This window comes from Sphingomonas daechungensis (assembly GCF_014489495.1).
Classification (GTDB): Bacteria; Pseudomonadota; Alphaproteobacteria; order Sphingomonadales; family Sphingomonadaceae; genus Sphingomicrobium; species Sphingomicrobium daechungense.
In genome coordinates, this window is the sequence record NZ_CP060780.1 from 1,366,836 (window position 1) to 1,393,371 (window position 26,536).

General features: G+C 64.3%; 21 protein-coding genes, 1 tRNA gene and 8 pseudogenes. 23 read left to right on the forward strand and 7 right to left on the reverse strand.

Going from position 1 to position 26,536, the window contains the following annotated elements; translation table 11 throughout:
* Positions 1-6: 6 nt before the first annotated feature.
* A complete protein-coding gene (locus H9L15_RS07320; RefSeq protein ID WP_187715680.1) occupies positions 7-456 on the reverse strand; it encodes a VOC family protein in 450 nt (149 codons plus the stop codon).
* Between the two features lie 86 nt (positions 457-542).
* On the opposite strand from H9L15_RS07320, the gene H9L15_RS07325 reads away from it, so the two are divergent.
* The 5 genes and pseudogenes from H9L15_RS07325 (at position 543) to H9L15_RS18730 (ending at position 5,534) form a co-directional block, all read left to right on the forward strand.
* The gene (locus H9L15_RS07325) at positions 543-1,214 is read left to right on the forward strand and encodes a winged helix-turn-helix transcriptional regulator (protein ID WP_187715681.1); all 672 of its coding nucleotides are present in this window, start codon (positions 543-545) and stop codon (positions 1,212-1,214) included.
* Positions 1,215-1,246: 32 nt separating this feature from the next.
* Entirely contained in the window at positions 1,247-2,254 is a 1,008-nt protein-coding gene (gene cobS / locus H9L15_RS07330; protein WP_187715682.1) for a cobaltochelatase subunit CobS, read from the forward strand.
* A gap of 144 nt (positions 2,255-2,398) precedes the next feature.
* A pseudogene (cobT, locus tag H9L15_RS07335) lies at positions 2,399-4,209 on the forward strand (cobaltochelatase subunit CobT).
* A 214-nt stretch (positions 4,210-4,423) separates the two neighbouring features.
* Positions 4,424-4,843, forward strand: coding sequence for a PepSY domain-containing protein (locus H9L15_RS18725; protein WP_262984942.1), 420 nt, complete (start codon positions 4,424-4,426; stop codon positions 4,841-4,843).
* 46 nt (positions 4,844-4,889) lie between these two features.
* A complete protein-coding gene (locus tag H9L15_RS18730; protein WP_262984943.1) occupies positions 4,890-5,534 on the forward strand; it encodes a PepSY-associated TM helix domain-containing protein in 645 nt (214 codons plus the stop codon).
* A gap of 25 nt (positions 5,535-5,559) precedes the next feature.
* Here H9L15_RS18730 and rpmB read toward each other — a convergent pair whose 3' ends face one another.
* Positions 5,560-5,850 carry a 50S ribosomal protein L28 gene (gene rpmB, locus H9L15_RS07345; protein ID WP_187715683.1) on the reverse strand — a complete coding sequence of 97 codons (291 nt, stop codon included), beginning with the start codon at positions 5,848-5,850 and terminating at the stop codon, positions 5,560-5,562.
* 157 nt (positions 5,851-6,007) lie between these two features.
* Between rpmB and H9L15_RS07350 the strand changes: the two genes are divergently transcribed.
* From H9L15_RS07350 to H9L15_RS07365, 4 genes are read left to right on the forward strand one after another with little or no spacing between them, the layout of a single operon-like run.
* Entirely contained in the window at positions 6,008-6,295 is a 288-nt protein-coding gene (locus H9L15_RS07350; RefSeq protein ID WP_187715684.1) for a hypothetical protein, read from the forward strand.
* Between the two features lie 35 nt (positions 6,296-6,330).
* The gene (locus H9L15_RS07355; protein ID WP_223276593.1) at positions 6,331-6,783 is read left to right on the forward strand and encodes a nucleoside deaminase; all 453 of its coding nucleotides are present in this window, start codon (positions 6,331-6,333) and stop codon (positions 6,781-6,783) included.
* 55 nt (positions 6,784-6,838) lie between these two features.
* On the forward strand, positions 6,839-8,185 hold the full coding sequence (locus H9L15_RS07360; protein WP_187715685.1) for a hemolysin family protein: 1,347 nt from the start codon (positions 6,839-6,841) through the stop codon (positions 8,183-8,185).
* A gap of 16 nt (positions 8,186-8,201) precedes the next feature.
* The gene (locus H9L15_RS07365; protein WP_187715686.1) at positions 8,202-9,200 is read left to right on the forward strand and encodes a glycoside hydrolase family 5 protein; all 999 of its coding nucleotides are present in this window, start codon (positions 8,202-8,204) and stop codon (positions 9,198-9,200) included.
* Between the two features lie 4 nt (positions 9,201-9,204).
* On the opposite strand, the gene H9L15_RS07370 is transcribed toward H9L15_RS07365, so the two are convergent.
* The 3 genes and pseudogenes from H9L15_RS07370 to purD all read right to left on the reverse strand — a co-directional run bounded on the left by H9L15_RS07370 (position 9,205) and on the right by purD (position 11,493).
* Positions 9,205-9,693, reverse strand: a complete 489-nt coding sequence (locus H9L15_RS07370; RefSeq protein ID WP_187715687.1) for a hypothetical protein — start codon at positions 9,691-9,693, stop codon at positions 9,205-9,207.
* 76 nt (positions 9,694-9,769) lie between these two features.
* Positions 9,770-10,225 carry a hypothetical protein gene (locus H9L15_RS07375; protein WP_187715688.1) on the reverse strand — a complete coding sequence of 152 codons (456 nt, stop codon included), beginning with the start codon at positions 10,223-10,225 and terminating at the stop codon, positions 9,770-9,772.
* Positions 10,222-11,493, reverse strand: a pseudogene (gene purD / locus H9L15_RS07380) (phosphoribosylamine--glycine ligase). The gene H9L15_RS07375 and the pseudogene purD overlap by 4 nt, the downstream one beginning before the upstream one ends.
* Between purD and xseA the strand changes: the two are divergent.
* The 6 genes and pseudogenes from xseA (at position 11,492) to H9L15_RS20290 (ending at position 15,381) form a co-directional block, all read left to right on the forward strand.
* Positions 11,492-12,897, forward strand: a pseudogene (gene xseA / locus H9L15_RS07385) (exodeoxyribonuclease VII large subunit). The pseudogenes purD and xseA sit on opposite strands and share 2 nt — an antisense overlap.
* A gap of 3 nt (positions 12,898-12,900) precedes the next feature.
* On the forward strand, positions 12,901-13,107 hold the full coding sequence (locus H9L15_RS07390) for a DUF2093 domain-containing protein (protein ID WP_187715689.1): 207 nt from the start codon (positions 12,901-12,903) through the stop codon (positions 13,105-13,107).
* A 192-nt stretch (positions 13,108-13,299) separates the two neighbouring features.
* Positions 13,300-13,506 carry a hypothetical protein gene (locus H9L15_RS07395; RefSeq protein WP_187715690.1) on the forward strand — a complete coding sequence of 69 codons (207 nt, stop codon included), beginning with the start codon at positions 13,300-13,302 and terminating at the stop codon, positions 13,504-13,506.
* Positions 13,500-13,796 (forward strand): hypothetical protein, encoded by a 297-nt coding sequence (locus tag H9L15_RS07400; protein WP_187715691.1) that lies wholly within the window; start codon positions 13,500-13,502, stop codon positions 13,794-13,796. Before H9L15_RS07395 ends, H9L15_RS07400 begins: the two co-directional genes overlap by 7 nt.
* Positions 13,797-13,810: 14 nt before the next feature.
* Positions 13,811-14,080: a hypothetical protein gene (locus H9L15_RS07405; RefSeq protein WP_187715692.1), complete on the forward strand. Its 270-nt coding sequence runs from the start codon at positions 13,811-13,813 to the stop codon at positions 14,078-14,080.
* Between the two features lie 78 nt (positions 14,081-14,158).
* A pseudogene (locus H9L15_RS20290) lies at positions 14,159-15,381 on the forward strand (aspartyl/asparaginyl beta-hydroxylase domain-containing protein).
* Between the two features lie 3 nt (positions 15,382-15,384).
* Here H9L15_RS20290 and clpB read toward each other — a convergent pair.
* Positions 15,385-17,989: pseudogene (gene clpB / locus H9L15_RS07415) on the reverse strand (ATP-dependent chaperone ClpB).
* 60 nt (positions 17,990-18,049) lie between these two features.
* Positions 18,050-18,901 (reverse strand): D-Ala-D-Ala carboxypeptidase family metallohydrolase, encoded by an 852-nt coding sequence (locus H9L15_RS07420; protein WP_187715693.1) that lies wholly within the window; start codon positions 18,899-18,901, stop codon positions 18,050-18,052.
* 63 nt (positions 18,902-18,964) lie between these two features.
* Between H9L15_RS07420 and H9L15_RS07425 the strand changes: the two genes are divergently transcribed.
* The 8 genes and pseudogenes from H9L15_RS07425 (at position 18,965) to eda (ending at position 26,536) form a co-directional block, all read left to right on the forward strand.
* Positions 18,965-19,294 (forward strand): polyhydroxyalkanoic acid system family protein, encoded by a 330-nt coding sequence (locus H9L15_RS07425; RefSeq protein WP_187715694.1) that lies wholly within the window; start codon positions 18,965-18,967, stop codon positions 19,292-19,294.
* Positions 19,294-20,602: pseudogene (locus tag H9L15_RS07430) on the forward strand (FAD-dependent oxidoreductase). Before H9L15_RS07425 ends, H9L15_RS07430 begins: the two are co-directional and overlap by 1 nt.
* Positions 20,603-20,693: 91 nt before the next feature.
* Positions 20,694-20,770: transfer RNA gene (locus H9L15_RS07435), tRNA-Pro, on the forward strand.
* Positions 20,771-20,887: 117 nt separating this feature from the next.
* A pseudogene (manD, locus tag H9L15_RS07440) lies at positions 20,888-22,098 on the forward strand (D-mannonate dehydratase ManD).
* Entirely contained in the window at positions 22,095-23,507 is a 1,413-nt protein-coding gene (gene uxaC / locus H9L15_RS07445; protein WP_187715695.1) for a glucuronate isomerase, read from the forward strand. The pseudogene manD and the gene uxaC overlap by 4 nt, the downstream one beginning before the upstream one ends.
* On the forward strand, positions 23,504-24,937 hold the full coding sequence (locus tag H9L15_RS07450; protein WP_187715696.1) for a mannitol dehydrogenase family protein: 1,434 nt from the start codon (positions 23,504-23,506) through the stop codon (positions 24,935-24,937). The genes uxaC and H9L15_RS07450 overlap by 4 nt, the downstream gene beginning before the upstream one ends.
* Positions 24,934-25,908: a sugar kinase gene (locus H9L15_RS07455; RefSeq protein ID WP_187715697.1), complete on the forward strand. Its 975-nt coding sequence runs from the start codon at positions 24,934-24,936 to the stop codon at positions 25,906-25,908. The genes H9L15_RS07450 and H9L15_RS07455 overlap by 4 nt, the downstream gene beginning before the upstream one ends.
* A pseudogene (gene eda / locus H9L15_RS07460) lies at positions 25,842-26,536 on the forward strand (bifunctional 4-hydroxy-2-oxoglutarate aldolase/2-dehydro-3-deoxy-phosphogluconate aldolase). Before H9L15_RS07455 ends, eda begins: the two are co-directional and overlap by 67 nt.

Genomic DNA, 26,536 nt, shown 5'->3' on the forward strand with positions numbered 1-26,536 from the left:
GTCTTTTCAGTTGGAAACAGCGGTGGCGGATTCGACAGGGTGTGCGCCCGCTTCGGCCATCTGCGGGTCCATCCACATCGGCTCCCAGTGGTGGCCGTCCGGATCCTCGAAGCTGCGACCGTACATCATTCCGCCGATGTCCTGCTTGGGGCCAGGATCGGCCTTGCCGCCATTGGCAGAGGCCGCTTCAACCAGCTGGTCTACTTCGGCCGGGCTCTCACAGGACAGGCAGAGCAAGACCTGGCTGCTGCTGTGCGCGTCCGCAATCCGCTTGCTGGTGAAGGTGGCATAGAACGGCTTGGTCAAGAGCATCAGGCTGATGGTGTCGGACAGGACCATCATCGCCGCGGCCTCGTTGGTGAACTTCGGCTCGTTCCGGGCACCGATGGCTTCGTAGAAACGCTTGGAGCGATCCAGGTTCTCCACCGGCAGGTTCACGAAGATCATTCGAGACATTCCACTCTCCCTACTAGCTCGATTCGCTTGCCTTTTGGCCTTAGCCGTCATAAATTACAACTGACTCGTTAGAAAAAATAACTTAGATGGCCAAGGTAGAGACAAAGAGACGCTACGATGATGCCTGTGGGACTGCTCATGGGCTCGAGCTGATCGGCGAGCGTTGGGCGCTCCTGGTCCTGCGGGAGCTGATGCTCGGCGCGCGCCGCTTCTCAGACCTGAGGGCGGACTTGCCCGGGATCAGCGCAAATGTGCTGACCCAGCGCCTGTCCGAACTGGAGGAGCGCGGGCTCGTTCGTCGCCGCAAGCTGCCGCCGCCTGCGTCCGTTCAGGTCTACGAGGCAACGGAGTGGGGCTTGGAAGCCGAACCGATCGTCCAGTCGCTGGGTCGCTGGGCCGCGCGTTCGCCCGCTCACGACCCGACCCTTCCGATCAGCGCTACATCGATGATGCTGAGCCTCAAGACGATGATCGACCGCAAGAAGGCCAAGAATTTCGAGGCGCGTATTGGCTTCAGGATCGGCAATGAGAGCTTCGTCGGCCGTCTGCGCAAGGGCCGGTTCAAGGTTGCCCGAGCGGAGCCCGAAGACGTGGATTTCGGTTTCAAATGTACCGGCGCACAGCTCGCGGCGGTCATCTACGGGGGTGCGCCACTCGAATCGGCGGGGTTCGAGGGCGACAGCAACCTCGCACGAAAGTTCGTGAGCTTCTACACGCTCCCCCAGAAAGCGGAGATCTCGGCTAATCCCTATTGTTGAGACGCTCGACGCCTTGCCTTAAGGCAATCCCGATGACCGAATTATCCAACGTGAACAGCGAGAGCCGCTCCGACACGGTTCTTTCGGCGCCCGACAAGATGGCCAAGATCCGCGACCTGTTCGGGATCGACAGCGACATGGAAGTCCCGGCGTTCAGTGAGGCGGACGAGCGCGTGCCGGATCTCGACCCGGCCTATGTGTTCGATCCGGACACGACGCTGGCGATTTGCGCCGGCTTCGCGAAGAACCGCCGCGTGATGGTCCAGGGCTATCACGGGACCGGCAAGTCGACCCATATCGAGCAGGTCGCGGCGCGCCTCAACTGGCCGCTGATCCGCATCAACCTCGACGCCCACATCAGCCGCATCGACCTCGTCGGCCGCGACGCCATCGTCCTCAAGGAAGGCCAACAGGTTACGGAGTTCCGCGAGGGCCTGCTCCCATGGGCGCTTCAGCACCCCGTCGCTCTGGTGTTCGACGAATATGACGCGGGCCGGCCGGACGTGATGTTCGTGATCCAGCGTGTGCTCGAGACGGAAGGCAAGCTGACCCTGCTCGACCAGAACCGGGTGATCCGCCCGAACCCCTTCTTCCGGCTGTTCGCGACGACGAACACGATCGGCCTCGGCGACACGACCGGCCTCTATCACGGCACCCAGGCGATCAATCAGGGCCAGATGGACCGCTGGAACATCGTTACGACGCTCAATTATCTGCCGGCGGCGGTCGAGGCGCAAATCGTCCTCGCCAAGTCGGGCGAATATGACGATCCCGACGGCAAGCAGACGGTCGAGAAGATGATCAAGGTCGCCGATCTGTCGCGGCAGGGCTTCATCAACGGCGACATATCGACCGTCATGAGCCCGCGGACCGTCATCAGCTGGGCGCAGAATGCGCTGATCTTCGGCGATGTCGGCTTCGCTTTCCGGGTGACCTTCCTCAACAAGTGCGACGAAGCCGAGCGACCGCTGATTGCCGAATATTTTCAGCGCGTCTTTGGCACGGACCTTCCCGAAAGCGTCGCCTCGAAGGCCAGCTGAAGGCCGATGCGTGAAATCGCTGTCCTACAGCGCCAGGCTCATGACAAAGGACAGGGAATGGCCCTGATTGGTGTGCGACGGCTGAGCCGGACTATCCCGTCAGTGCGAACATTGGGAACATTCGGCTCCTCCGGTGTGCCCGTTTTGGCTGAGCCGATCGACCTCTTCCGACGTGCTCTGGCCGGGGCCGCGCGAGCGATTGCCCGCGACCCGGAAGTTGAGGTGGTCTTTGCGACGGAGACCGCACCGCCGTCCGGGAAGACGGCGCGCGTGCCTTCGCCCGGTGCCAGCCTGCAGCGAAAGCTGGTTGCCGAGGCGCGCGGTGCCTCCGATTCGCTGGCGCTTCGCCTCCGCTATCATGACGACTCGCTTCACGCCGCGGCGGCGCCTGTCGATCTGGAGGCGCGGGCCGTCTTCGATGCGCTGGAAACTGCCCGCTTCGAGGCGCTCGGCGCGCGCACCATGTCCGGTGTTCGCGCCAATCTCTCCGAGCTGACCGAGGCGCGCATTCGGGCGACGCAATCCTTCGCGCCAGGAGCGAAGACGAGGTTCCCCTTGCCACGGCGATCGGTCTGCTGGCCCGGGAGCGGCTCACTGGCGACGCCCCGCCGCAGTCGGCCAAAGCAGGCCTCGACCTGGTTGCACCCTGGATCGAAGAAAAGGCCGGTGTCGATCTCGACGCCCTCGCCATGACCATCGACGATCAGGCTGCCTTCGCGAAGATCGCTCGAAGATTGCTGGAGGACCTCGATCTGGCGGCCGGCGCTGACGAGGCGCAGGAACCGCCAGAAGCCGGCGGCGATGAGGACGAGGGCGACGACGGCACTGGCGAGGACGGCGACGACGAGACTGAAAGCGGCGCCACATCCGATCAGACGGAAATGCGCGCCGAGCAAGTGGAAGAAGAGGGTGACGGCGACACCGCTCCGCAAGACATGGAGCTTGGCGAGGACGAGCTCTCCGACGGCGACGATACAGCCGAGGACGCCTTCTCGATCCCGGACCGGCGCAACTGGGATCTCTCTCCGCAGACCGACTACAAGGCGTTCACGACCCGCTTCGATGAGGTGGTCGAGGCCGAGGAGCTTTGCGATGAAGAGGAGCTGACGCGCCTCCGCGCTTATCTCGACCAGCAGATGGGCGGACTTCACAATGTGGTGACGCGGCTGGCCAACCGCCTCCAGCGCCGGCTGATGGCGCAGCAGGCGCGAAGCTGGGATTTCGATCAGGAAGAAGGGTTGCTGGACGCTGCCCGGCTGGCGCGAGTGATCGTCAATCCGATGCACTCGCTCAGCTACAAGATCGAGCGGGACACGGAATTCCGCGACACGGTCGTCAGCCTGCTGATCGATAACAGCGGGTCGATGCGCGGCCGGCCGATCGCGATTGCCGCAATCTGTGCCGATATTTTGGCGAGGACCCTTGAGCGGGTCGGCGTCGCGAGCGAGATTCTGGGCTTCACAACACGCGCCTGGAAGGGCGGCCAGAGTCGCGAGCTATGGCTTAGCGATGGCCGTCCGGCGACGCCCGGTCGCCTGAACGACCTTCGGCATATCGTCTACAAGCGCGCGGACGAGCCCTATCGCCATGCCAAGCGCCATCTCGGCCTGATGATGCGAGAGGGGCTCCTCAAGGAGAATATCGACGGCGAGGCGCTGCTGTGGGCGCATAATCGATTGATTGCGCGGCCCGAAGAGCGCCGGATCCTGATGGTGATTTCAGACGGCGCGCCGGTCGACGATTCGACCGCTTCGGCCAATGGCGGTGCCTATCTCGAGAGGCATCTGCGGCAGGTGATCGAATGGATCGAGCGCCGCTCCACGGTAGAACTGGTCGCCATCGGTATCGGCCACGACGTGACCCGCTACTACAGCAGGGCGGTCACCATCATGGATGCGGAGCAGTTGGGCGGGGCGATGATCGAGCAGCTCGCGAATCTGTTCGAAACAGCCTGAGGCTGAAAGAATTAGGGCCCGACGCGGTAAGGCGTCGGGCCCCCTCGTAACGCGACGCGAGGGACAGTTGGTGACGAGGAAAAAGGGGGAAACCTCGGCACTTGTTGGGCTTATGTCCGATTCGCGCTTCACCGAAGCTGAATGACCCTGGCAACGTCTGTTCAGGAAACAGCATGACTATTGCGAACGCTTCGCAACAAGCTAATGGCGGTTCATGAGCCCGAAAATGATTCGCCTTCGCCGTGCGTGGTTCCAGTTGCACAAGTGGATCGGCCTGATCCTTGCGATCCTGATCATTCCGTTGTCGCTCAGCGGATCGGCGCTGGTCTGGCGCGGTTGGCTGGACGCGCAGGTCAACCCGCACCGTTATCCCGTCGTGAGTTCGCCTTTGGCCACGCCCGGCACCTACGCTGAAGCCGCCAACTCGCTTCTCAAGCCAGGTGATCGCATCGTGTCGATGGCATTTCCGGACAAGGCCGGAAGCGTCCAGGTCACGATCACCAAGGCGCCGCTTGGCGATTCCAGGCCGCAGCGGGCGTGGATCTGGCTCGACCCGACGAGTGCCGAACCGCTCGACCGCGCCAATATGAACGAGGGGTCGTCCGCGTCCTCCACACCTTGCACGGGAACCTGATGTACCCGGCGTCGGCCGAAAGGTCGTAGGCTGGATCGGCGTCGCGATGTTCATCTCGTCGCTCACCGGCATTTGGCTGTGGTGGCCGCTGAAAGGCAGCGTCACGCGGGGCCTGCGCTGGAACCGCCGGCCTGACTTCAACTCCAACCTTCATCATCTGGGCGGGTTCTGGATTGCGATACCGCTCGCGATCATGTCGGGGACGGGCGCCTGGATCTCATTCCCCGGCGCATTCAGCGTGCTCTCAGGCTCACCCGTCGGGCACGTCGGTCCCGGGTCCCAAGGCCAGCCGCTGACGCTCCCGCGCCAGAGCGTGGATCAGGCGGCGACCTCTGCCCAGAAGCTGGTGTCGGGCCGGCTTACGAACGTCGCCTGGCCGACCGACAAGTCGCCGGAGTGGACGGTAAAAGTCACCGCCAACGGGAAAGCATCTGAAATCAAGGTTCGCGACCTTGACGCAACGGCCACGTTGGCGCCGGAAAGGCCGCAGACGGTCGCGCGAACGATGGAACGGATCCACGATGGCAGCGACATGCCGCTCTGGTGGCAGATTGTGATGTTCATCTCGGGAATCCTGCCGGCCATCCTGGCGGTGACGGGAATCCTGATGTGGCTGCGCATGCGCCGGCGGCGCGAACGGCACCGTCGCGGCGCGGCGGCGATGGCGGAATCGGAAGCTTTGGAGAGCTAGCGGCCCGTTCGGGACCGCTGACGGGTCAGGCCGCGGCCTGACCCTTCTTGACGATCTCGCGCTTCAGCTTGCGGACCTTCGGCGACAGCTTGTCATCGCTGGTCTTCAGCAGCCAATTGTCGAGGCCGCCGACATGCTCGACCGAACGCAGGCCGTGCGTCGAAACGCGCAGCTTCACGCTCTGCCCAAGGGCGTCGGAGATCAAAGTCACGTTCTGCAGGTTCGGCAGAAACGTGCGCTTGGTCTTGTTGTTGGCGTGGGAAACATTGTGTCCCACCTGCCGGCCCTTGCCGGTCAGCTCGCAAACGCGCGACATGTTGTTCGTTCCTGATTCGTTGAAGCGGGCCGCTCGCGAGAGGGCCGGAAAGCCGCAGCCCGATACCCATAAGGGTCTTGCGCGTCAACACTTGCGAGGAAACCTTGGCAGCCGCAATGACGTTATGTCGCTTGGACTACGTTAGATCGGAACAGGGATGCGCGCAGTTCTTTTACTTTTGATCCTCGCCGTGGTGGCGTTGATCGTACTCGTCGCCACCGGGCTCATCGACATCAATCAGACGCGACCGGCAGAAGTGCCGCAGGTGTCCGTGAACTCGAACGGCATTACGGCGACGGGCGGTCAGACCCCGGCTTTCGACGTCGAAACGGGAACCGTCAGCGTCGGCGCCAACCAGGCGAACGTCACGGTCCCGGTGCCTTCGCTCAAGGTCAATCCGGCCGACGGCAACCAGGCACAGCCGGCCACCAACACCGCTCAGTAATCGACAGGAGGAGCGGCCTGCACTAGCCGGCTGGTGTGAGCTTTCCGCTTCCATCGCCGATGCGTCGCGCGCTCGACCTTGCTAGAGAGGCCGCGGCCGATGGCGAGGTACCGGTGGGCGCCGTCGTGACCAAGGGCGAACAGATCATTGCCGAGGCCCGCAATGCGATGCGCGGAAGCCTCGATCCGACGGCGCACGCTGAAGTTGTCGCGATCCGGCATGCGGCCGTGACCCTGGGCCAGTCCCGGCTCGACGGCTGCACCCTCTGGGTGACGCTCGAACCCTGCGCCATGTGTGCGGGAGCGATCGCACTGGCGCGGCTGGATGGGCTCCGATTTGGAGCTGAAGATCCGAAAGGCGGCGGGGTCGTCCATGGCGCGCGCGTGTTCAACCAGCCAACCTGCCACCATCGCCCGGACGTTCTCGGTGGGATTGGTGAGGCGGAATCCGCGGAGCTTCTCCGCGATTTCTTCGGTGACAGGCGCTGAAATTGACCAACGCTTGTGAACAAATGCGCGCGCGGGCATTTAACAGCCTCACGCAATGAGCGATCCTTCCCCCATTCCCTGGTTCGACGTCGTCATCATCCTGGCCTTGGTGATGCTCAACGGCGTCCTGTCGATGAGCGAGCTGGCGATCGTGTCCTCCCGCGAAGCGCGGCTGAAGGCGATGGCCAAGACAGGCAGCGCCGGGGCGAAGTGCGCATTGCAGCTTGCCGCCAATCCCGGCCGGTTTCTCTCGACCGTCCAGATCGGCATCACCCTCGTCGGAATCCTTGCCGGTGCATATTCAGGCGCCACGCTCGGTGAGCCTGTCGGGGAGAGAATCACGCTGCTGGGCCTGGAGCCGGATACGGCGCAGACGGTCGGGTTCGCTATCGTAATTATTCTCACGACCTTCGCCTCGGTTGTGGTCGGCGAGTTGGTGCCGAAGCAACTTGCCCTGCGATCGCCGGAGCCCATTGCCGCAGCCATGGCGCGTCCGATGCGCTGGCTGTCAGCCTTGACGGGCCCGATTGTCTGGCTCCTAGACCGGACTAGTGGCCTTATCTTCAAGCTGTTGGGTCTCAACCGCGAATCCGAGAATACGGTGACCGCGGAAGAGCTTCATCTGGTGGTGGCCGAAGCACAGACTGCCGGAGTCCTCGAAGAAAGCGAGCGGGCGATCATTTCGGGCATCGTCCGTCTTGCCGACCGGCCCGTACGCGAGGTCATGACACCGCGGACCGATGTCGACTGGGTCGATGTGAGCGCGACCAAGGAAGAGTTCCGCAACGCGCTCAAGGAGACGCCGCACAGCCGGATCCCGGTGGCGGACGGTTCGGTCGATGACATCATCGGCGTGATCCAGGCACGCGACCTCCTCGACGCTGTGCTCGACGGCCGCGAAATCGATCTGCGCGAAATGACCCGCACGGCGCCAGTCATTCCCGATCTGATGGACGCGATGGACGCCCTTGTAGTGCTCCGTTCGGCCGAGGTTCCGCTGGCGCTCGTTCACGACGAATATGGTCACTTCGACGGTATCGTGACGCCCGGAAGCATCCTTGCGGCCCTGGCCGGCACGTTCGCCCACGACGTCGAGGAAGGTGATGAGCCCGACTTGTTCGAGCGTGACGACGGCAGTTGGCTGGTGTCCGGGGCGGCAAGCGCCGACCTGCTGGAAGACCGGTTAGGCGTGAACATGCCCAACGACCGCGATTATTCGACAGTTGCCGGCTTCGCGCTTTCGGTCCTGAAGCGGCTTCCGCAGACCGGCGAGACCTTCACGCACGATGGCTGGCGATTCGAAGTCGTCGACATGGACGGGCGCAAGATCGACAAGCTGATCGCGTCGCGACCGAAGCGCAGGTCTCGGGACAGCGAACCGGCAAAAGCCGAGGAAAATTGAAATCCACAGGGGGACGATGCTTAGGACGCTGATCGCCGCGGTCGCAGCTTCATTGCTGGCTTTGGTTTCGCAAGCGCACGCGCAGTCTGCGCCCGCACCGGAGTTGAAGCGAGGCGTCAACGTCCTTGGCTACGACCCGATCTGGACCGATCCGGCGCAGGGCCGCTTCCAGGAGCGGCACTTCACGGAGATTCGCAAAGGCGGGTTTGACTTCATCCGCGTGAACCTCGCGGCGTTCCGGCACATGGATTCGAGCAACACGCTCAGCCCGCGCTTCCTCGATCGGCTCGACTGGATCGTCAACAAGGCCGGCGCAGCGGGATTGTCGGTCATCCTCGACGAGCATGATTTCAATGCCTGCTCCGAAGATGTCGATACCTGCCGGACGAGGCTTTCCGCGTTCTGGAGCCAGATCGCGCCGCGATACCGGAATGCGCCGCCGTCCGTGATATTTGAACTATTGAACGAACCGCATGCGAAGCTCGACGCCGACACGTGGAACGCCTTGTATCCGGAAATCCTCGCGGTGGTGCGCAAGTCCAACCCGACCCGAACGGTGATCATCGGCCCGACGCAGTGGAACAGCCGCGAGAAGCTCGACACTCTCAAGCTTCCGGCGAACGATCCGAACATCATCGTCACGTTCCACTATTACGATCCCTTCCGCTTCACCCACCAGGGTGCGGGCTGGGTGCCCGAAATGAAGGATGTTCGCGGAGTGACCTGGGGCTCGGATGCCGATCGGGCCACGATTGCCGCCGACTTCGGCAAGGTCGCCGCCTGGGCGAAGGCGAACAACCGGCAAATCCTGCTCGGTGAGTTCGGCGCATATGATCGGAGCGGCACTCCGATCGAGCTGCGCGCGGCTTACACGGACGCCGTTGCCCGTGAGGCAGAGCGGCACGGTTTCAGCTGGGCCTACTGGCAGTTCGACAGCGACTTCATCGCCTGGGACATGAAGCGGGACGGATGGGTCGAGCCCATTCACAAGGCCCTGATCCCGACCGCGCCGTAGCGCGTCAGAGGCGGCCGAAGCTGGCTTCGAACCCCGCGGTGTCGCCGCGGGCGAGAAGATCCGCCTGCTCGACGACGCGGTCTCGCTCCAGCCTGCCGGCGAACGCTCCGAGTTGCGCGTCGATCTTGCCGATGTCGGCCGGCGTCAGCCGCGCGAGTTGATCGAAGCTGTGGTAGCCGAGCCCGTTCAGCGTCTGCGCAAGCTTTGGGCCAACGCCTTTGAGCCTGGTCAGATCGTCCCGCTGATCACCCTCTGCCAATGCGCGGTGGACTGGTGCTCCAATAATCTCGCCGACGACGTCGCTGGCCGCTGCGGCTGCTTCTCCGTCCAGCCCTCTGCCTTCAGCCTCAGCCTTCGGGTTGGCCATGTGCGGGCGAATCGGCGTGGTGTCGGTCAGCTGCACGCGCTGCCTCGGGCGCAGCAGGAGGAAGGCGATCAGCGCGACAACGACGACCGCGACGATGATCAGGACGAGATTATTCTGAAGATCCATCACCAACTCCACTGCGCATTATACCGCCGCCGAAGCTCCAGCAGATAAGCCAACAACAATCCAAGGCCAAAGCTGATCAGGGCCGCAAGTTCCACTTCCAGAAGCAGGGGCAAGGCGAAGCCGGAGCCGCTATCCGCCAGTGCACTTCGCCTACGCCCGGTACGTCATTCAGGATGCGCACAAGCTCGGATCGCTGGAAGGCGTCGGCCGGGCCTGACAGGACGAGGCTTCGCTTGAGCGGCGAGCGAACGACTGCCGCCTGAACTGGAGCCATTTCCCAATCGATGAGGACTTTGCGCGTGAACTGCTCGGTCGAGCTGGCGAAGCGCTCGCCGGTCCCGACCGGCCCGTGCCAGACCCACGCGATGATCAAGACGGCTGCGGTGGCAATGAGCACCGTCAGTGAGCGCTTTCGCTTGTAGGCTTCGCGACCAACGGCTTTGTCCTTGCGGAAGCCGATGCGTCCGGCGACGACTCCGATTACCACGGCGGCGGTGATGACGGGCCAGTAGAGATCCCAAAGAAAGTTCATTCGCCAGCCAAAGCGTTTTCACCGCTTCGTTCGAGTTCTCGCCAGCCGATGTCACGGCGATGGAAGCCGTCGGCAAAGTCGATCTGATCGACGGCCCGATAGGCGCGAGCCCGCGCATTGGCGAACGTGTCGGCAACTGCCGTCACTGCGAGCACGCGTCCGCCTTGGCCACCAGCGTGTCGCCGCTGCGCGCAGTGCCCGCGTGGAAGACGGTTACTCCGGGCACCTGCTCGGCGGCCTCGATCTCGCGGATCAGGCCACCCGACGCGGGCGTACCGGGATAGCCTGAGCGGCGACGATGATTGTCATCGAGTGGTTCGCGGACAGTTTCGGATGCGCCTCGCCGAGCCGGCCGGTCGCAACCGCGAGGAGCAACTCCGCGAAATCCCCCTCAATCAGCGGCATGATCGCCTCGCACTCGGGATCTCCGAAGCGGGCGTTGTATTCGATCAGCTTCGGGCCATCCGCGGTGAGCATCAGTCCCGCGTAGAGCACGCCGGAAAAGGGCGTGCCGGCATCGGCCATCGCCTTCGCCGTCGGGATCACGATTTCGTCCATGGCCCGCTGCTGCAGTTCGGCGGTGAGTACCGGGGCGGGGCAATAGGCGCCCATTCCGCCGGTGTTCGGCCCGGTGTCGCCTTCGCCGACCCGCTTATGGTCTTGCGCCGAGGCCAGGGGCACTGCGGTCACTCCGTCGACGAGAGCGAACAGGCTGGCCTCCTCGCCTGAAAGAAACTCCTCGATGACCATTGGCCCGTCGCCGGCGGCATCGATGGCCGCCTCGGCTTCCTCTCGCGACATGGCGACGGTCACGCCTTTGCCCGCCGCCAGTCCGTCCGCCTTGATCACCACGGGAATGCCGAACCCTTTCAGCGCGTCGTGCGCAGCGGCTACGGTCTCGACCCGAACGTATCCTGCGGTGGGGATAGCGTTTGCAGCGCACAGGTCCTTGGTGAAGCCCTTGGAACCTTCGAGCTGCGCTGCGGCGGCATTCGGCCCGAATACGGCGAATCTTGCATTGCGGAGGGCGTCGCCAACACCAGCGACAAGCGGAGCCTCCGGCCCAATCACGACGAGGTCGATGGCGCGCCCTTCGGCGAGCGCGATGACTGCAGCCGGATCGCAGGGATCGACCGGGACGCACTCGGCCCATCGCGCAATCCCGGATTTCCCGGCGCGGCGATCAACGTTTCGCAGGTCGGCGATTGCCTCAGCCGCCACGCGAGCGCATCTTCGCGTCCACCCGAACCCAACAGCAGGACGTTCATGGATCTCCCCGAAGACAGCGGCGGTGGCCTGTTAGCCGAGGCCAAGGCTGGCGACAACGCGCCAGCGCTCACAGTGACCGAGCTGTCGATGTCGCTCAAGCGGACGATCGAGACGTCCTTCGGCCGGGTGCGCCTCCGTGGCGAGATTTCCGGGTTCAAGCGGCATGCCTCCGGCCACTGCTATTTCAGCCTGAAGGACGAGGGCGCCTGCATGGACGCGGTCGTCTGGCGGACCAGCGCCCAGACGCTGGCGTTCCGGCCCGAGGACGGCGCCGAGGTCATCGCGACCGGGAAACTCACCACATATCCGGGCCGGTCGAAGTACCAGATCGTCGTCGAGAGGATGGAGCTGGCGGGCGAAGGCGCGCTGATGGCGTTGCTCGACAAGCGCCGGCGAGCGCTGGCCGCCGAGGGACTCTTCGAGGGCTCCCGCAAGCGGAAGCTGCCGTTCATGCCGCGCGTGATCGGCGTCGTGACGTCACCGACCGGAGCGGTAATCCGTGACATTCTCCATCGTCTCGAGGACCGCTGCCCGACCCGCGTTATTGTCTGGCCGGTGCCGGTTCAGGGGGAAGGCGCGTCGACGAAGGTCGCGGCGGCCATCCGCGGGTTCGGAGCAATCGAAGCCCGCGGTCCTGTACCGCGTCCCGATCTCATCATCGTCGCGCGCGGCGGCGGCTCGATCGAGGACCTATGGGCTTTCAACGAGGAGGAGGTCGTTCGCGCGGCGGCCGAGTCGCCGATTCCGCTGATTTCCGCGGTTGGGCATGAGACCGACACAACCCTGATCGACTTTGCGTCCGACATGCGCGCGCCGACCCGACAGCCGCGGCCGAGCTGGCTGTCCCGGTCCGCGCGGAGTTGATGGCCCTAGTCGACGATCTAGGACGCCGTTCGGCGTCGTGCCTAACTGTCCAGGCGAGGCGAGCGCGCGAGCGGCTCGACTTGACCCTCCACCGCTGGCCGCAGCCCGAGACCTTGTTCGCTCCAGCGACCCAAAAGGTCGATGACCTCACCGGCCGGCTGCCAAGGGCACTTTCCGCTCGTGCCGCCCATGCGCGGGCCGACCTGAGTGCCGTCGCTCCACGCCTCCGGCTCGAGCTGCTGAGCGACCGTGTGCAGCGGGCGCAGGATCAACTCGCGTCGCTGTGGCGGCTTGCCGAGCTCGCGCATCCAGACCGGCCGTTGAAGCGAGGCTTTGCGCGGGTCACCGATCGCGAGGGAAAGACACTGACGCACGCCGCGGAAGCCGTCGCCGCTCGCAATCTCCAGCTGCACTTCGGCGACGGTACGGTCGATGCGACGACGGGCCTGGAGCCGAAGGCACCGCAGCGGGTTGAGAGGAAGGCCAGCCGCCCTTATGTCGGCTCGCAACGGGGGCTGTTCGATGAGCCTGAGGAATAGCCAATGCTGATGAGCGGATCGGGTCGCGCCGCGCGCCTCCATTACCTTGCCGGGACCTTCCGTGTGCTGTCGAACGGCGACCACGTCATCTGTGCGGTGACGGGCACGCGCATTCCGCTCCATGAGCTCCGCTATTGGAGCGTCGATCGGCAGGAAGCTTACGTTGACGCCGATGCCAGCCTCCAGGCGGAGAAGAAAGCCGGCGCTTAGCGCCAGCTGGCCGTTGGTCGAATTGGCCTTGCGCCGGAGCTTGAGCCGGGTTCACAGACCATATTGGCGCGCTTGCGAGAGCGTTCGCGAGCGCAACGCGACAGAATGGAGGCGGTCCATGCATGTACGCCTGTTGATGTTGGCAATTGCCGCGACATTCCCGGCCCTTTACTGGCAGCGCCTGAAAGCAAAGTGAGTTCGGCGACTGATGCCAATGAAAAGGTCTGCGAGAATGTGACGCAGATCGGCAGCCGGCTTGCAAAGAGGAGGGTCTGCGCGACTCGCGCCGAGTGGGAAGAGCGCAACCGGCAGGATCGCGAAGCGGTGTCCCAGGCGCAGAAGCAGATCGGCGGGCCCTGCTCCACGGTTTCGAACAAGACGGGTGGGGTCACATGCTGATGCGGGTAATCCCTGCGGCTGCACTTTTGGCGGTACTGGCGTCCTCGCCGCTGCTTGCAGGCGAGCCCGCTCAGAGCGTGCCAGCGACCAACACCAACGTCGGCCCCAAGGACGAGAAGATCTGCGAAAACATCACGCCCATCGGCAGCCGGCTCGCGACCAAGCGGTTCTGCGGCACTCGCGCCGAGTGGGAAGACCGCAAGCGCCAGGATCGCGAGGCGATCGAGAATGCACAAAGAAGCCCGTGCATGCTCACGCATAACAGCGGAACCGGGCGCCCTTCCTGTTAGAAACGGAGGCGATCATGCATACGAGTATCGTGCCGATCCTCACTCTGGTGCTCGCGGCCGCGGCGCCGGAAAGCGCTCCACCTCCGCCGGTTCCGGCGACGAACACCAACGTCGGCAATCCCAACGAGAAGATCTGCGAGAACATTACTCCAATCGGGAGTCGCCTCGCGACCAAGCGCTTTTGCGGGACGCGGGCGGAATGGGCCGACCGCAAGGCGCAGGAGAGGCAGGCGCTGGAGGACGCGCAACGCGCCCCTTGTGTCCACAAAGCCGGGTGCCCTTGACCGCCGCTGACAGGTAGGTCTCAATCCCCATGTGGACGGGGCACCATCCAGCAACACCTCACGGAGGCAGATCGGGCGCTGAAGGCCGGCGCCAACGATGTCGCCCGCCACCATCTCGACGCCGTTCTCGCGTTCGACAGCAGCCATCCGGGCGCTCGCAACTGGCTTGGCCTGAAGGCGCTCGAACGGAATGACCCGCGCGCCGCCATCGAGCATTTCACGATTGCATGTGAGCGAGACCCCAAAGGGCAGCCGTTATGGATGAACCTCGCTCGCGCCTTTCGTGAGCTTGGCGACGCGGCTGGTGAGCGCAATGCGCTCGAGCAAGTCCTGGCGCTGGATCGCCGTGACCTGCTTGCGCTGATCCGACTCGCCGAGCTTCACGAGCGGCTGGGCGAAGCAACGCTCGCGGCGAAGCACTGGAGCGCCGTCATCGCGCTCTCGAAGAACATTCCCAACCGCTCTGCGGAGTTCGAAAAGCTGATCGAGCGTGGCACCGCCTATGTCCAGGATCAGCAGCGGAGGCTGGCGGACGCGATCGCTGCGGACATGGCCGATGAACTCGCTGTAGCCGGCACTCGCGACCGGAGGCGGATGGCGGCTGCCGCCGATCACTGGCTCGGGAAGCGGCCGATTTACGCCAATCATTGCGAGGGGCTGCATTACCCTTTCCTGCCTGCGGACGAGTTTTTCGACCGCGCGCACTTCCCGTGGCTCGAGCAGTTGGAGGCGGCGAGCCCCGCGATCCTCGCCGAACTGCTCGCAATCCTCGCTGATGGAGAGTCCGGTCTGGAGCCGTACATCGCGATGGAGGATGGCGTTCCGCAAAGTCAGTGGTCCGCGCTCGACAAGTCGCTCGACTGGGGTGCCTTTCACCTCTGGAAGGAAGGCGACCGGATCGGCGCCAATTGTGCCCGCGCGCCGCAGACCGCCGAGTTCGTTGAATCACTGCCGTTGTGCCGGATCCCCGGACGTGCGCCCGCCGTCTTCTTCTCCATCCTCAAGGCCGGAAGCCATATTCCGCCGCATACTGGCGCCACCAACGTCCGCAGCATCGTTCATCTGGGGCTGATCGTGCCCGACGGATGCGGATTTCGTGTCGGGGCGAGACACGGGATTGGCGCGAGGGCGAGGCCTTCGTGTTCGACGACACCATCGAGCATGAGGCGTGGAACCGCAGCAACAAGGATCGCGCGGTCCTGATCATCGACACCTGGAACCCGCACCTCAGCGAGCATGAGCGGGAAATGGTCTGCCGCTTCTACGAGACGGCAGACCGGCAGCGCGGGATGGTGCTTTAGGGCCTACTCGGCGGCTTCGCGGACATTCTCGTCGGCAGGCAAGATGACGAGGCCGCCGTCGCCCTCGTCGACGTGCACCGCCTGTCCGTCCTTGATCTTGCCGGCGATGATCATGTCAGCGAGCGGGTCCTGCAGATACTTCTGGATCGCGCGCTTGAGTGGCCGCGCGCCATAGACCGGATCGTAGCCCACGCGCCCGAGCCAGGCACGTGCGGCAGGAGTCAGATCGATCCGGATCTTGCGGTCCTCAAGCAGCTTCTGGAGCCGCGCGACCTGAATATCGACGATCGGCCCCATGTGCCCTGCCGACAGGCGGTGGAACAGGATGATCTCGTCCAGCCGGTTGAGGAACTCCGGCCGGAAGTGAGCCTGGACGACCTCCATCACCTGCGGTTCGACCTTGTCGGCCGGTTCGTCCTCACCGAGGCCCGCCAGATATTGCGAGCCGAGGTTGGAGGTCAGGATGATGATCGTGTTCGAGAAGTCGACGGTGCGGCCCTGGCCGTCGGTCAGGCGTCCGTCGTCCAAAACCTGCAGCAGGACGTTGAACACGTCGCCGTGCGCCTTTTCGACCTCGTCGAAGAGAACGACCTGATAGGGCCGGCGGCGAACGGCTTCGGTAAGGACTCCGCCCTCTTCATAGCCGACGTAGCCCGGAGGAGCGCCGATCAGCCGCGCGACCGCGTGCTTCTCCATGAACTCCGACATGTCGATGCGGACCATTGCCGAGGCGTCGTCGAACAGGAATTCGGCAAGCGCCTTGGTGAGTTCGGTCTTGCCGACGCCGGTGGGCCCGAGAAACAAGAACGAGCCGAGCGGCCGATTGGGGTCTTGCAAGCCTGCGCGTGAACGGCGGACAGCGGCGGCCACGGCCTTCACCGCATCTTCCTGGCCGATGACTCGGGCGCCGATGAGCTTCTCCATCTGGAGCAGCTTTTCGCGCTCGCCTTCCATCATCCGTTCGACCGGAACGCCGGTCCAGCGGCTGACGACGGAGGCGATGTCCTCGGCGGTGACTTCCTCGCGAAGCATCGCGCCCTTTACGGCCGCCTGAGCTTCTGAAAGTTGCTTCTCCAGCTCGGGAATGCGCCCGTATTGCAGCTCACCGGCCTTGGCGAGGTCGCCGTTGCGTTGCGCCTGCTCCAGCTCGATGCGGACCGCGTCCAGCTGCTCCTTGATCTTCGCTTCGGCGCTGATCTTGTCCTTTTCGGCCTGCCAGCGCTGAGTGAGCTCCGCCGACTGCTGTTCTAAGTTCGCCAGCTCTTCTTCGAGCTTGCTCAGGCGTTCCTTCGAGGCCGCATCCTGCTCCTTTTTCAGTGCCTCGCGCTCGATCTTGAGCTGGATGATCCGCCGGTCGAGGTTCTCGATTTCCTCGGGCTTGGATTCGACTTCCATGCGGATCCGGCTCGCGGCCTCGTCCATCAGGTCGATCGCCTTGTCCGGTAGGAAGCGGTCGGTGATGTAGCGGTTGCTGAGCGTCGCCGCCGCGACCAGCGCGCCGTCGGTGATCCGCACGCCGTGGTGAAGCTCGTACTTTTCCTTGAGGCCGCGCAGGATCGAGATGGTGTCGGGAACGCTCGGTTCGCCGACGAACACGGGCTGGAAGCGCCGCTCCAGCGCCGCATCCTTCTCGATATATTTGCGATACTCGTCGAGCGTCGTCGCGCCGATGCAGTGCAGCTCGCCGCGGGCCAGAGATGGCTTGAGAAGGTTCCCGGCGTCCATCGCGCCTTCGGCTTTGCCGGCGCCAACCAGCGTGTGCATCTCGTCGATGAACAGGATGATCTCGCCCGCGGCCTGCTTCACTTCGTCGAGCACGCCTTTCAGGCGCTCCTCGAACTCCCACGATATTTCGCGCCGGCGATCAGCGAACCCATGTCGAGCGACAGCAGCCGCTTGTCCTTGATGCCGTCGGGCACGTCGCCATTGGTGATGCGCAGCGCGAGACCCTCGGCGATGGCGGTCTTGCCGACGCCCGGCTCGCCGATCAGCACCGGATTGTTCTTGGTCCGGCGCGCGAGCACCTGGATCGTGCGGCGGATCTCCTCGTCGCGGCCGATGACCGGGTCGAGCTTGCCTTCGCGTGCTGCCGCCGTGAGATCGCGGGCGTATTTCTTCAGCGCGTCGTAGCGGTCCTCGGCGCCTTGCGTGTCCGCCGTTCGCCCGCCGCGCAGCTTCTCGATGGCGGCATTCAGGTTCTGCGGGTAAGGCCCGCCTTCTGCAGGGCGTTGCCGACGTCGGTGCCCTTGGCGAGCGCCATCGCCAGCAGGATGCGTTCCACCGTGACGTAGCTGTCGCCGGCCTTCTGAGCGACCTGTTCGGCCTGGTCGAGGATGCGGATGGTGTCGCCATCCAGCGCGGGCGCCTGTGTCGCTCCGCTGCCGGTGACAGCCGGAATCTTTGAAACGAGGGCGTCCACCTCGCGCTGCGCGGTTTTCGCGTCTCCGCCTGCCGCGTTGATCAGACCCGCGGCCATACCCTGCTCGTCATCAAGCAATGCCTTCAGCAGATGCGCCGGCGCGATCCGCTGATGGTGCTCGCGAACTGCGATGGTTTGCGCCGCCTGAAGAAAGCCGCGGGCGCGGTCGGTGAGCTTTTCCAGATCCATTTCCTACCCCTGTTCAGCAGGCCGGATATGGTGTTGCTTCAGCGCAACACAAGGTGCCGCTCAATGCTGTTGCGGCTGTGAATCGGAAGAACCTGTCGGGGCGGCCGAAGGTGCGAAGACGACCTTCGGTCCGGCGGGCTCAACCGGTGTGGTTGCGATCACTGGCGCAGCGCCAGAGCTTGCGGCTGAAATGGTGGGAAGCGGCTGCGCGATGGTGGCGATGTCCGTCGACTTGGCGATCGGCGGGCAGAGCGAAGCCACGGTCGGATCCATGTTCCACCGGCGATACTTGGTGGTGTCCACGTGGAAACGCAGGAACGCGTAGAAGCCGAGCCCGACCTGGTAGTCGGGGCCGCGCCGCGCCTGAACTCGGCATAAGGTGCGCATCAGGTCTTCGCGCGTGGTCTGCCGCAGCGGAACCATGTCGATCGCGGAATAATGCTTGTGGGCGCTCTCCGGGGCACCACCCGCACAGGCGTTCAGCGCCGGGTTGCGATATGCGGACACCGGCTCGACCGGCCCGACCGCCGGGATCACGTAGTCGCGGACGTATCGCAATGTCTGCACGATGTGCGGCCACTCACTGGTGGGCGGAACCTCGAACGGCTGGCCGCCGCAACGTTGCCAGGACGTGGCAGTTCGAAGCAGCTGCCAGGTCGGAAAGACTCCGCCGACGTCATACTGCTCGAGGTAGGCATTGAACGCCCTTACGGAGTTTCCATGCGCCGGTGCCGCCGCATACCAGTTGCGGTAACCGGGCTCGTCCTGTCCGACCGTGATGTAGTCCGCCGCCGGATTGAACGTCGCGGCGCCGGGCGCGTACACGACGGAGCCCGACGGCGGAGCAGGAAGCACAACCTGGGCCGACGCCGAAGCGGCCAAACCAAGCAAGGGAAGCAAGAGCCAGCGCATCGGCGCATGATACTCCACCCCGGTGGGTTGAAAAGCTCGTCTTTCCCGCACACTGTCGCAGCCATGGAGCGCCCGATCGAAGTCGAGCTACCGCACAAGCTGGGCCGCGACGAAGCGCACCGGCGGATCGCGGACAACGTTCACAAGCTTCGCGACCATCTTCCGGGGGGCGCCGCGGCCCACGTCCAGTCGAATTGGTCGGGCGAGACGCTCAATCTCGATATCACCGCCATGGGCCAGACGGTCGCAGCGCGGCTGGATGTCGAGGAGACGAAGGTTCGCGTTCGGGTCGCCCTACCGGGCATGCTCTCCTTCTTCGCGGGACCGATCGAGGCAGCGTTGAAGGCGAAGGGCGGCGATCTTCTACTCGAAGACAAGAGCAAGAAGAGCTGATGCGCCACTTCGCCATCGTCGGATCGGGGCCTGCGGGCTTCTACACGGCGGAGGCGCTCGCCAAGGCCTATGGCGACCAAGCGCGAATCGACATCCTCGATCGCTATCCTGTGCCCTACGGCCTGATCCGCTTCGGCGTGGCGCCCGATCATCAGTCGCTGAAGGCGGTGAGCAAGCGCTACGACAAGGTGACGGACGAGCCCGGTGTCGACTTCATCGGAAACGTGACAATCGGCGGCGACGTCTCGGTCGAGGAACTGCTGGCCCTATACGACGGGGTCATCCTGGCGATCGGCGCTCCGCATGACCGCAAGCTCGGCATCCCGGGAGAGGACTTGCCGGGCGTGGTCGGTTCGGCGGAATTCGTCGGATGGTACAACGGCCATCCCGATTTCGCCGACCTCGACCCTCCGCTCGACGGGACGCACGCTGCCGTCATCGGCAATGGCAATGTCGCGCTCGACTGCGCGCGCATCCTGTCCAAGACCCAGCGAGAGTTCGAAGGCTCCGACATTGTCGGCCATGCCCTGCAGGCGCTTGAAAGTTCGGCGATCAGGACCGTCACCATCCTCGGCCGCCGCGGGCCGCACCAGATCGCCATGACGCCGAAGGAACTCGGCGAGCTTGGGCATCTGGAGGAGTCGTCGCCGGTGGTCGAGGCGGCAGACTTCCCGCCGGTCGAAGCAGACGATGCGCTCGAACCGGGCCATCGCAAGTCGATCAATATCCTCCGCGAATTCGCCGCCACGCCACCCGACGCATCCAAGCCGAAGCGCCTCGTCTTCGATTTCTTCGCCAAGCCGGTGCGGGTCGAAGGCGACGGCAAGGTGGAGCGGATCGTCGTCGAGCGGACCGAACTCGACGAAAATGGCGCCGCTCGGGGACGGGCGAGAGATATGAAATCAAGGCCTCACTGGTCATTTCCGCCATCGGATATTCGACGCCGCAGATGGATGGCGTTCCTTACGATGAGCGTGGGGGCAAGTTTCAAAATAAGGGCGGGCTGATCGCCGATCGGCTGTACGCGGTCGGCTGGGCCCGGCGCGGCCCGACAGGCACCATCGGCACCAATCGGCCCGACGGCTACGAGGTTGCCGAGCAGGTCGCCGCCGCAATGCCCGCAGGAAGTGGCAACGACCGCGAAGGCGCGACCGGACTCAAGCGCCTGTTAGCCGAGCGCGGCGTGATGGCGACAGACTATGACGATTGGCGGAAAATCGAGGAAACCGAGGTCGGCCGCGCCCGTCCCGGCAGCCCCGCGAAAAGTTCGTCCGCGTCGAGGAATGGCTATCCGCGCTCGGCCGCTGATTCGCGGGTTGCGCTTACAGGATACCCATCTATCTAGCCGCGGCCTTGGCTCCCGCAGCGACCATTGGTTGCGGCAAAAGCGGGTTCCGGTCGGGGAGTAGCTCAGCCTGGTAGAGCACTGTCTTCGGGAGGCAGGGGCCGGAGGTTCGAATCCTCTCTCCCCGACCACTTACTTGCGCTAGCGACGATTAGTCCGCGCCCCCGCCACATCATCAGAGCTCGCGTGAGTCCGCTTGACACCGACCGAATGGCTGGGATGTTAGCGCTCACAAAGAGGGACCGTGCATGGGGAGTATCGAGCGCGCGCGGGTCGTCGTTACCTGCCCGGCCGCAATTTCGTCACGCTCGTCATCGAAACCAGCGATGGAGTTCGCGGGGTCGGCGACGCGACTCTCAACGGACGTGAGTTGTCCGTCGCAGCCTATCTCAACGACCATGTGATTCCGTGCCTGATCGGCCGCGATCCGCACCGGATCGAGGACATCTGGCAGTTTCTCTATCGCGGCGCCTATTGGCGGCGTGGCCCGGTCACAATGAGCGCAATCGCCGCGGTCGACACAGCCCTGTGGGACATCAAGGGCAAGGTCGCCGGCCTGCCGCTCTATCAATTGCTCGGGGGCGCAAGCCGTGAAGCTGTCATGGTCTACGGCCATGCAAACGGCGGGACGGTCGAGGAGACGGTCGATAGCGCGCTCGATTACCAGGCGCAGGGGTACAAGGCGATCCGCCTGCAGAGCGGTATTCCGGGCCTGGCCTCGACCTACGGCGTGTCGAAGGACCGATACTTCTACGAGCCGGCCGACGCCGACCTTCCGACCGAAAACCTTTGGTCGACGGAGAAGTATCTGCGGTCGGTGCCCGAGCTTTTCGCCGCCGCGCGCGAAGCTCTCGGCTGGGACGTCCACCTGCTGCACGACGTCCATCACCGCCTGACGCCCATCGAGGCCGCGCGCCTCGGAAAGGACCTCGAGCCGTATCGACCGTTCTGGATGGAAGACGCGGTCGTGGCCGACAACCAGGAGAGCTTCCGGCTCGTTCGGCAGCATACGACGACACCCCTCGCTGTCGGGGAGATCTTCAATAGTGTCTGGGATGCCAAGACGCTGATCCAGGAACAGCTGATCGACTATATTCGCGCGACTGTCGTCCACGCTGGCGGCATCACCCATCTGCGGCGGATCGCGGCCTTTGCCGACATGTTCAACGTGCGCACCGGCTGCCACGGCGCAACGGACCTGTCGCCGGTGACGATGGCTGCGGCTCTCCATTTCGACCTGTCCGTGCCGAACTTCGGCATCCAGGAATATATGCGGCACACCGAGGAGACAGACGCCGTCTTCCCGCATGCCTACACCTTCGAAAAGGGTGCAATGCATCCGGGCGATGCACCTGGCCTGGGCGTGGACATCGACGAGGAGGCCGCGGCGCATTTCCCCTACAAGCGCGCTTACCTGCCGGTGAACCGCCTCGAAGACGGCACGATGTTCAACTGGTGACCGAGGCGCTGGCCCTGCATCCAGACCGGTTGTTTCCGGCGGAAGAGCGAACGCGAGGAATAGCGCGCGACCTGTACGACAGTGTTCGCGACCTGCCGATCGTAAGCCCGCACGGGCATACAGATCCCGTCTGGTTCGCAAACAACGATCCGTTCGCCAATGCCGCCGAGTTGCTCCTCACGCCGGATCACTACTTGTTGCGGATGCTCTACAGCCAGGGCGTCCCGCTCGACCGGCTCGGAGTGGCCACGGTTGACGGTAAGACAGCATCTGACCCGCGCGAGGCTTGGCGCTGCTTCGCCGAACACTACTACCTGTTCCGCGGAACGCCCTCGAGGCTTTGGCTCGACTGGATCTTCGCCGAGATATTCGGATTGGAGATCCGGTTGTCGGCCGAGACCGCCGACCTCTATTTCGATCGTATCGATGCGGCGCTGCAGACGGCGGAGTTTCGGCCGCGCGCCTTGTTCGATCGCTTCAATATCGAAGTGCTGGCGACCACCGAAAGTCCGCTGGACACGCTCGAGCATCATCGCGCGATCAGGGAGTCCGGTTGGGACGGCAGGGTGATCACCGCCTATCGGCCGGACCCGGTGGTGGATCCCGACTTCCCTGGTTTCAGCGATAACCTTCGCCGGTTCGGGGAGATGACCGGCGAAGACGTCTCGAACTTTGGCGATTATCTGCGTGCCCACGAAAAGCGCCGCGCTGCCTTCCGGGAAGCGGGAGCGACCTCGACCGATCACGGCCATCCGACCCCGTTCACCGCCGACCTGTCGCGGCCGGAGGCGGAGTCGCTGTATTCGACGATCCTTGGCGGTGATTTCTCCGCGCAAGATGCAGAGCTGTTCCGCGGGCAGATGCTGACTGAAATGGCGCGGATGAGCCTCGATGACGGAATGGTCATGCAGATTCATCCGGGCGCCCATCGCAGCCACAATCCCTGGCTGCTGCAGGAATATGGACGCGACAAAGGCGCCGACATTCCGATCCCGACGGAATACGTTCGAAACCTGAAGGCGCTGCTCGACCGCTTCGGCAATGAGGCGCGGCTGACCATCATCCTCTTCACGCTCGATGAGACGACCTATTCCCGCGAGCTGGCGCCATTGGCCGGCCATTATCCGGCACTGCGGCTCGGGCCGCCCTGGTGGTTTCATGACAGTCCGGAAGGGATGCAGCGTTTCCGCGAGCAGGCGACGGAGACCGCTGGCTTCTACAACACGGCCGGTTTCGTCGACGACACGCGCGCGTTTCTGTCGATTCCCGCGAGGCACGACGTCGCGCGCAGGATGGATTGCGCCTTCCTTACCCGCCTCGTGGCCGAGCATCGGCTGGACGAAGACGAAGCGTTCGAAGTCGCACGGCAACTCGCCTACGATTTCGTCAAGCAGGCGTACGCGTTGTGACGGAGCGCCTTCGAAACGCCACGATCGCGAACCTGCCCGCTAGCATTCGTCGGCCGTCTTTCGATAGACGCGCGCTGAAGCCCGGCGTCGTCCATGTTGGCCTGGGCGCCTTCCATCGGGCGCATCAGGCGCCGGTGTTTCAGGCGCTTGCCGAAAGGGGCGACTTGCGTTGGGGCGTGGTCGGTGCGTCTTTGCGGTCGCCCGCAGTACGCGACACTTTAGTGCCTCAGGACTGCCTCTACACGCTGGCCGTCGACGATGGAGCTGAACGTGGGATCAGCGTCGTGAGCGTCATTCGCGATGTGATCGTGGCGCCCGAAGATCCGGCTCGGCTGGTCGAGGCCATTGCTGCGCCGGAGACCGGGATCGTGACGGTGACCGTAACGGAAAAGGGCTATGATCTTCCGCGGGCCACGCTCACCTCGCCGAAGACGACGCCAGAGCATCTCGCTGCCGGCTTGCTCAAGCGGCGCGAGCGGGGACTTCGTCCGCTCACGATCATCTCGTGTGACAATCTTGCGGGCAATGGCAGCAAGCTGAGGGCACTGGTTAGGGAAGCCGCAAACGCCAACGATCCGGCGCTCGGCGAATGGATCGAGCAGGAATGCGCGTTTCCAGCCACGATGGTCGACCGCATCGTACCGGCCACGTCCGAGCGCGACATCGAGCGAATATCGGCGGAGCTGGGCGTGCTCGATCGCGCCACGGTGCGAACCGACGGCTTCTGGCAGTGGGTGATTGAGGACCGCTTTGCCGGCGAGCGGGCCGACTTCGAAAGCGTCGGCGTGCAGGTCACCAAGGACATCGCGTCCTGGGAACAGGCAAAGCTCCGACTGCTCAACGGAGCGCATTCCGCAATGGCCTATCTCGGCGCTTTGGCGGGGATCGAGACGGTCGACCGCTTCGTCGCGGAGGGGTGGGGAAGGGCGCTGGTCGAACTGCTCTGGGATGAGGTGCAGCCGACGCTCAGCCCTTCGTCGGAAGTCGATCCGGCGGCTTATCGCGACAGCCTGATGGCGCGGTTTCGAAACGCTTCGCTTGGCCATCGGCTGATGCAGATCGCCATGGACGGATCGCAGAAGCTGCCTCAACGATTGGTCACTCCGGCCGTCGAGCTGATTGACCGCGGCAACCAGCCATCGGCGATCGCTCTTGTCCTCGCGGCGTGGATGCATTTCCAGTCTGGACGGAGCGACGCCGGTGAAAAGGTGCAGGTTGACGATCCGTTGGCTGCGACAACTTCGCGCCTGGTTTCCGAGGCGCGAAATTCGACCGACCAGGTCACGGCGCTTCTCGGTCTTGACGCTGTCTTTCCGCGCCGTCTCGTAGCCGATTCGCAATTCGCGGCGCTCGTGGCCAGCCATCTCGACAACATCCGGCATCTCGGCGCGCGAGCGGCAGTCGAGCATTTCGTGGAGGTCCGCGTATGAAGCTCGACCGTCCCGGCCCGATCCTGTGCTTCGGCGAAGTGATGCTTCGCTTGAGTACGGCGCCAGGCGTACGGCTCGCGAATGCGCAGTCTCTGGCAGTGCACGCTGGAGGGTCGGAGGCGAACGCCGGTGCCCTGCTTGCGCAACTCGGTCGTCAGGTGGAAATGATTACCGTCCTGCCGGCCTCACCGCTCGGCGACCAGTGTGAAGCGTCGCTTCGAAGCGTCGGGCTCGATACCCGGCACGTCAGGCGAAGCGATGGCCGCATGGGTCTCTACTTTGTCGAAGGCACCGCAGGCGCCGGCCGCATCGTCTATGACCGGGCGGTATCGGCCTTCGCCGAGAACGCCGATGCATCCGACTGGCCTGCCCTGGCTCGCGATGCCTCCTGGTTCCATATGTCCGGGATCAATCTCGCGCTAGGCGGAAAGCCCGCCGAAGCTGCGTTGGATGCTGCTCGGGCGATGGTGGATGCGGGTGTTCCGATCTCCTTCGACGTCAACCATCGCGCATCGCTGTGGGAAGATCGTTCGGAAGCGGATGTCCGCCGGGTCAACGACCTGTTGGGCCTGACGGACGTGTTGTTCACGAATCCGCGGCATATTGCTGGCCTCGCTGACGAAGATGCAATCGCTGGAGCCTTCGCCGCATTCCCCAAGATCGCCGTGATCGCCTGGACGGAGCGATCAGTCGAACACGGGCGATTGTCAGCCAACGTCACCACTCGTGACGAGTCTTTCGAGACTGATGCAGCGTCCCTCGCGAATGTCATCGATCGGATAGGATCCGGCGATGCGTTTGCCGGTGCAGTGATCGACGCGATCCTGCGCGGAGCAGCAGCCGAGGAATGCGTGAAGGTCGGTCTGGCCGCAGCAGTGATGAAGCACGGGATCGCGGGGGATCGCTGGATCGGCACGCGCGAGGACCTCGAGGCTTTCGATCCCTTCGCGCCGGAGGACGTCCGGCGATGATGGAGATCGGGGAAATCATGCGGCTGTCGCCGGTGATTCCGGTGCTGATTATTCACGATCCGGCACAGGCCCGGCCGGTCGGCGAGGCGCTCGTTCGAGGTGGCCTGCGGGTTCTTGAAGTCACATTGCGCACGCCTGCCGCACTCGACGTTATCCGGGAGCTGCGCGGGATCGATGGGGCGGTGGTTGGCGCCGGGACAGTCCTCACCGAAAAGCAACTGGACGACGCCCTCTCGGCAGGCGCGGAGTTCGCGGTCTCCCCGGGCATGACGGCGCCTTTGGCAACGGCCGCCATCACCCGCGGCATTCCTTATCTGCCGGGAATCGCGACCGCGGGCGAGATCATGCGCGGCTTCGAACTCGGGCTTCGTCATTTCAAGTTCTTCCCCGCGGAGGCCGCCGGAGGGAGGGCCGCGCTGAAGGCCCTTTCAGCTCCGTTCGGCGACGCGCGCTTCTGCCGACCGGAGGTGTGACGGAGGAAACGGCGCCGCAGTGGCTTGCTCTCGAACAAGTACTTTGCGTGGGCGGGAGTTGGCTCGGTCCTAGCGCCTCGACCGACCTCGCCTCGATCGAGGCCGCGGCGCGGCGCGCCAGCACATTTCATTCCTCACCATCGGAGATCCAGTAG

Bases quoted from the DNA above. Each gene is read 5' to 3' on its own strand.
- H9L15_RS07320 (WP_187715680.1), bottom strand. From the start codon at position 456: ATGTCTCGAATGATCTTCGTGAACCTGCCGGTGGAGAACCTGGATCGC.
- H9L15_RS07325 (WP_187715681.1), top strand. From the start codon at position 543: ATGGCCAAGGTAGAGACAAAGAGACGCTACGATGATGCCTGTGGGACT.
- cobS (WP_187715682.1), top strand. From the start codon at position 1,247: ATGACCGAATTATCCAACGTGAACAGCGAGAGCCGCTCCGACACGGTT.
- H9L15_RS18725 (WP_262984942.1), top strand. From the start codon at position 4,424: ATGAGCCCGAAAATGATTCGCCTTCGCCGTGCGTGGTTCCAGTTGCAC.
- H9L15_RS18730 (WP_262984943.1), top strand. From the start codon at position 4,890: ATGTTCATCTCGTCGCTCACCGGCATTTGGCTGTGGTGGCCGCTGAAA.
- rpmB (WP_187715683.1), bottom strand. From the start codon at position 5,850: ATGTCGCGCGTTTGCGAGCTGACCGGCAAGGGCCGGCAGGTGGGACAC.
- H9L15_RS07350 (WP_187715684.1), top strand. From the start codon at position 6,008: ATGCGCGCAGTTCTTTTACTTTTGATCCTCGCCGTGGTGGCGTTGATC.
- H9L15_RS07360 (WP_187715685.1), top strand. From the start codon at position 6,839: ATGAGCGATCCTTCCCCCATTCCCTGGTTCGACGTCGTCATCATCCTG.
- H9L15_RS07365 (WP_187715686.1), top strand. From the start codon at position 8,202: ATGCTTAGGACGCTGATCGCCGCGGTCGCAGCTTCATTGCTGGCTTTG.
- H9L15_RS07370 (WP_187715687.1), bottom strand. From the start codon at position 9,693: ATGGATCTTCAGAATAATCTCGTCCTGATCATCGTCGCGGTCGTCGTT.
- H9L15_RS07375 (WP_187715688.1), bottom strand. From the start codon at position 10,225: ATGAACTTTCTTTGGGATCTCTACTGGCCCGTCATCACCGCCGCCGTG.
- H9L15_RS07390 (WP_187715689.1), top strand. From the start codon at position 12,901: ATGCTGATGAGCGGATCGGGTCGCGCCGCGCGCCTCCATTACCTTGCC.
- H9L15_RS07400 (WP_187715691.1), top strand. From the start codon at position 13,500: ATGCTGATGCGGGTAATCCCTGCGGCTGCACTTTTGGCGGTACTGGCG.
- H9L15_RS07405 (WP_187715692.1), top strand. From the start codon at position 13,811: ATGCATACGAGTATCGTGCCGATCCTCACTCTGGTGCTCGCGGCCGCG.
- H9L15_RS07420 (WP_187715693.1), bottom strand. From the start codon at position 18,901: ATGCGCTGGCTCTTGCTTCCCTTGCTTGGTTTGGCCGCTTCGGCGTCG.
- H9L15_RS07425 (WP_187715694.1), top strand. From the start codon at position 18,965: ATGGAGCGCCCGATCGAAGTCGAGCTACCGCACAAGCTGGGCCGCGAC.
- H9L15_RS07455 (WP_187715697.1), top strand. From the start codon at position 24,934: ATGAAGCTCGACCGTCCCGGCCCGATCCTGTGCTTCGGCGAAGTGATG.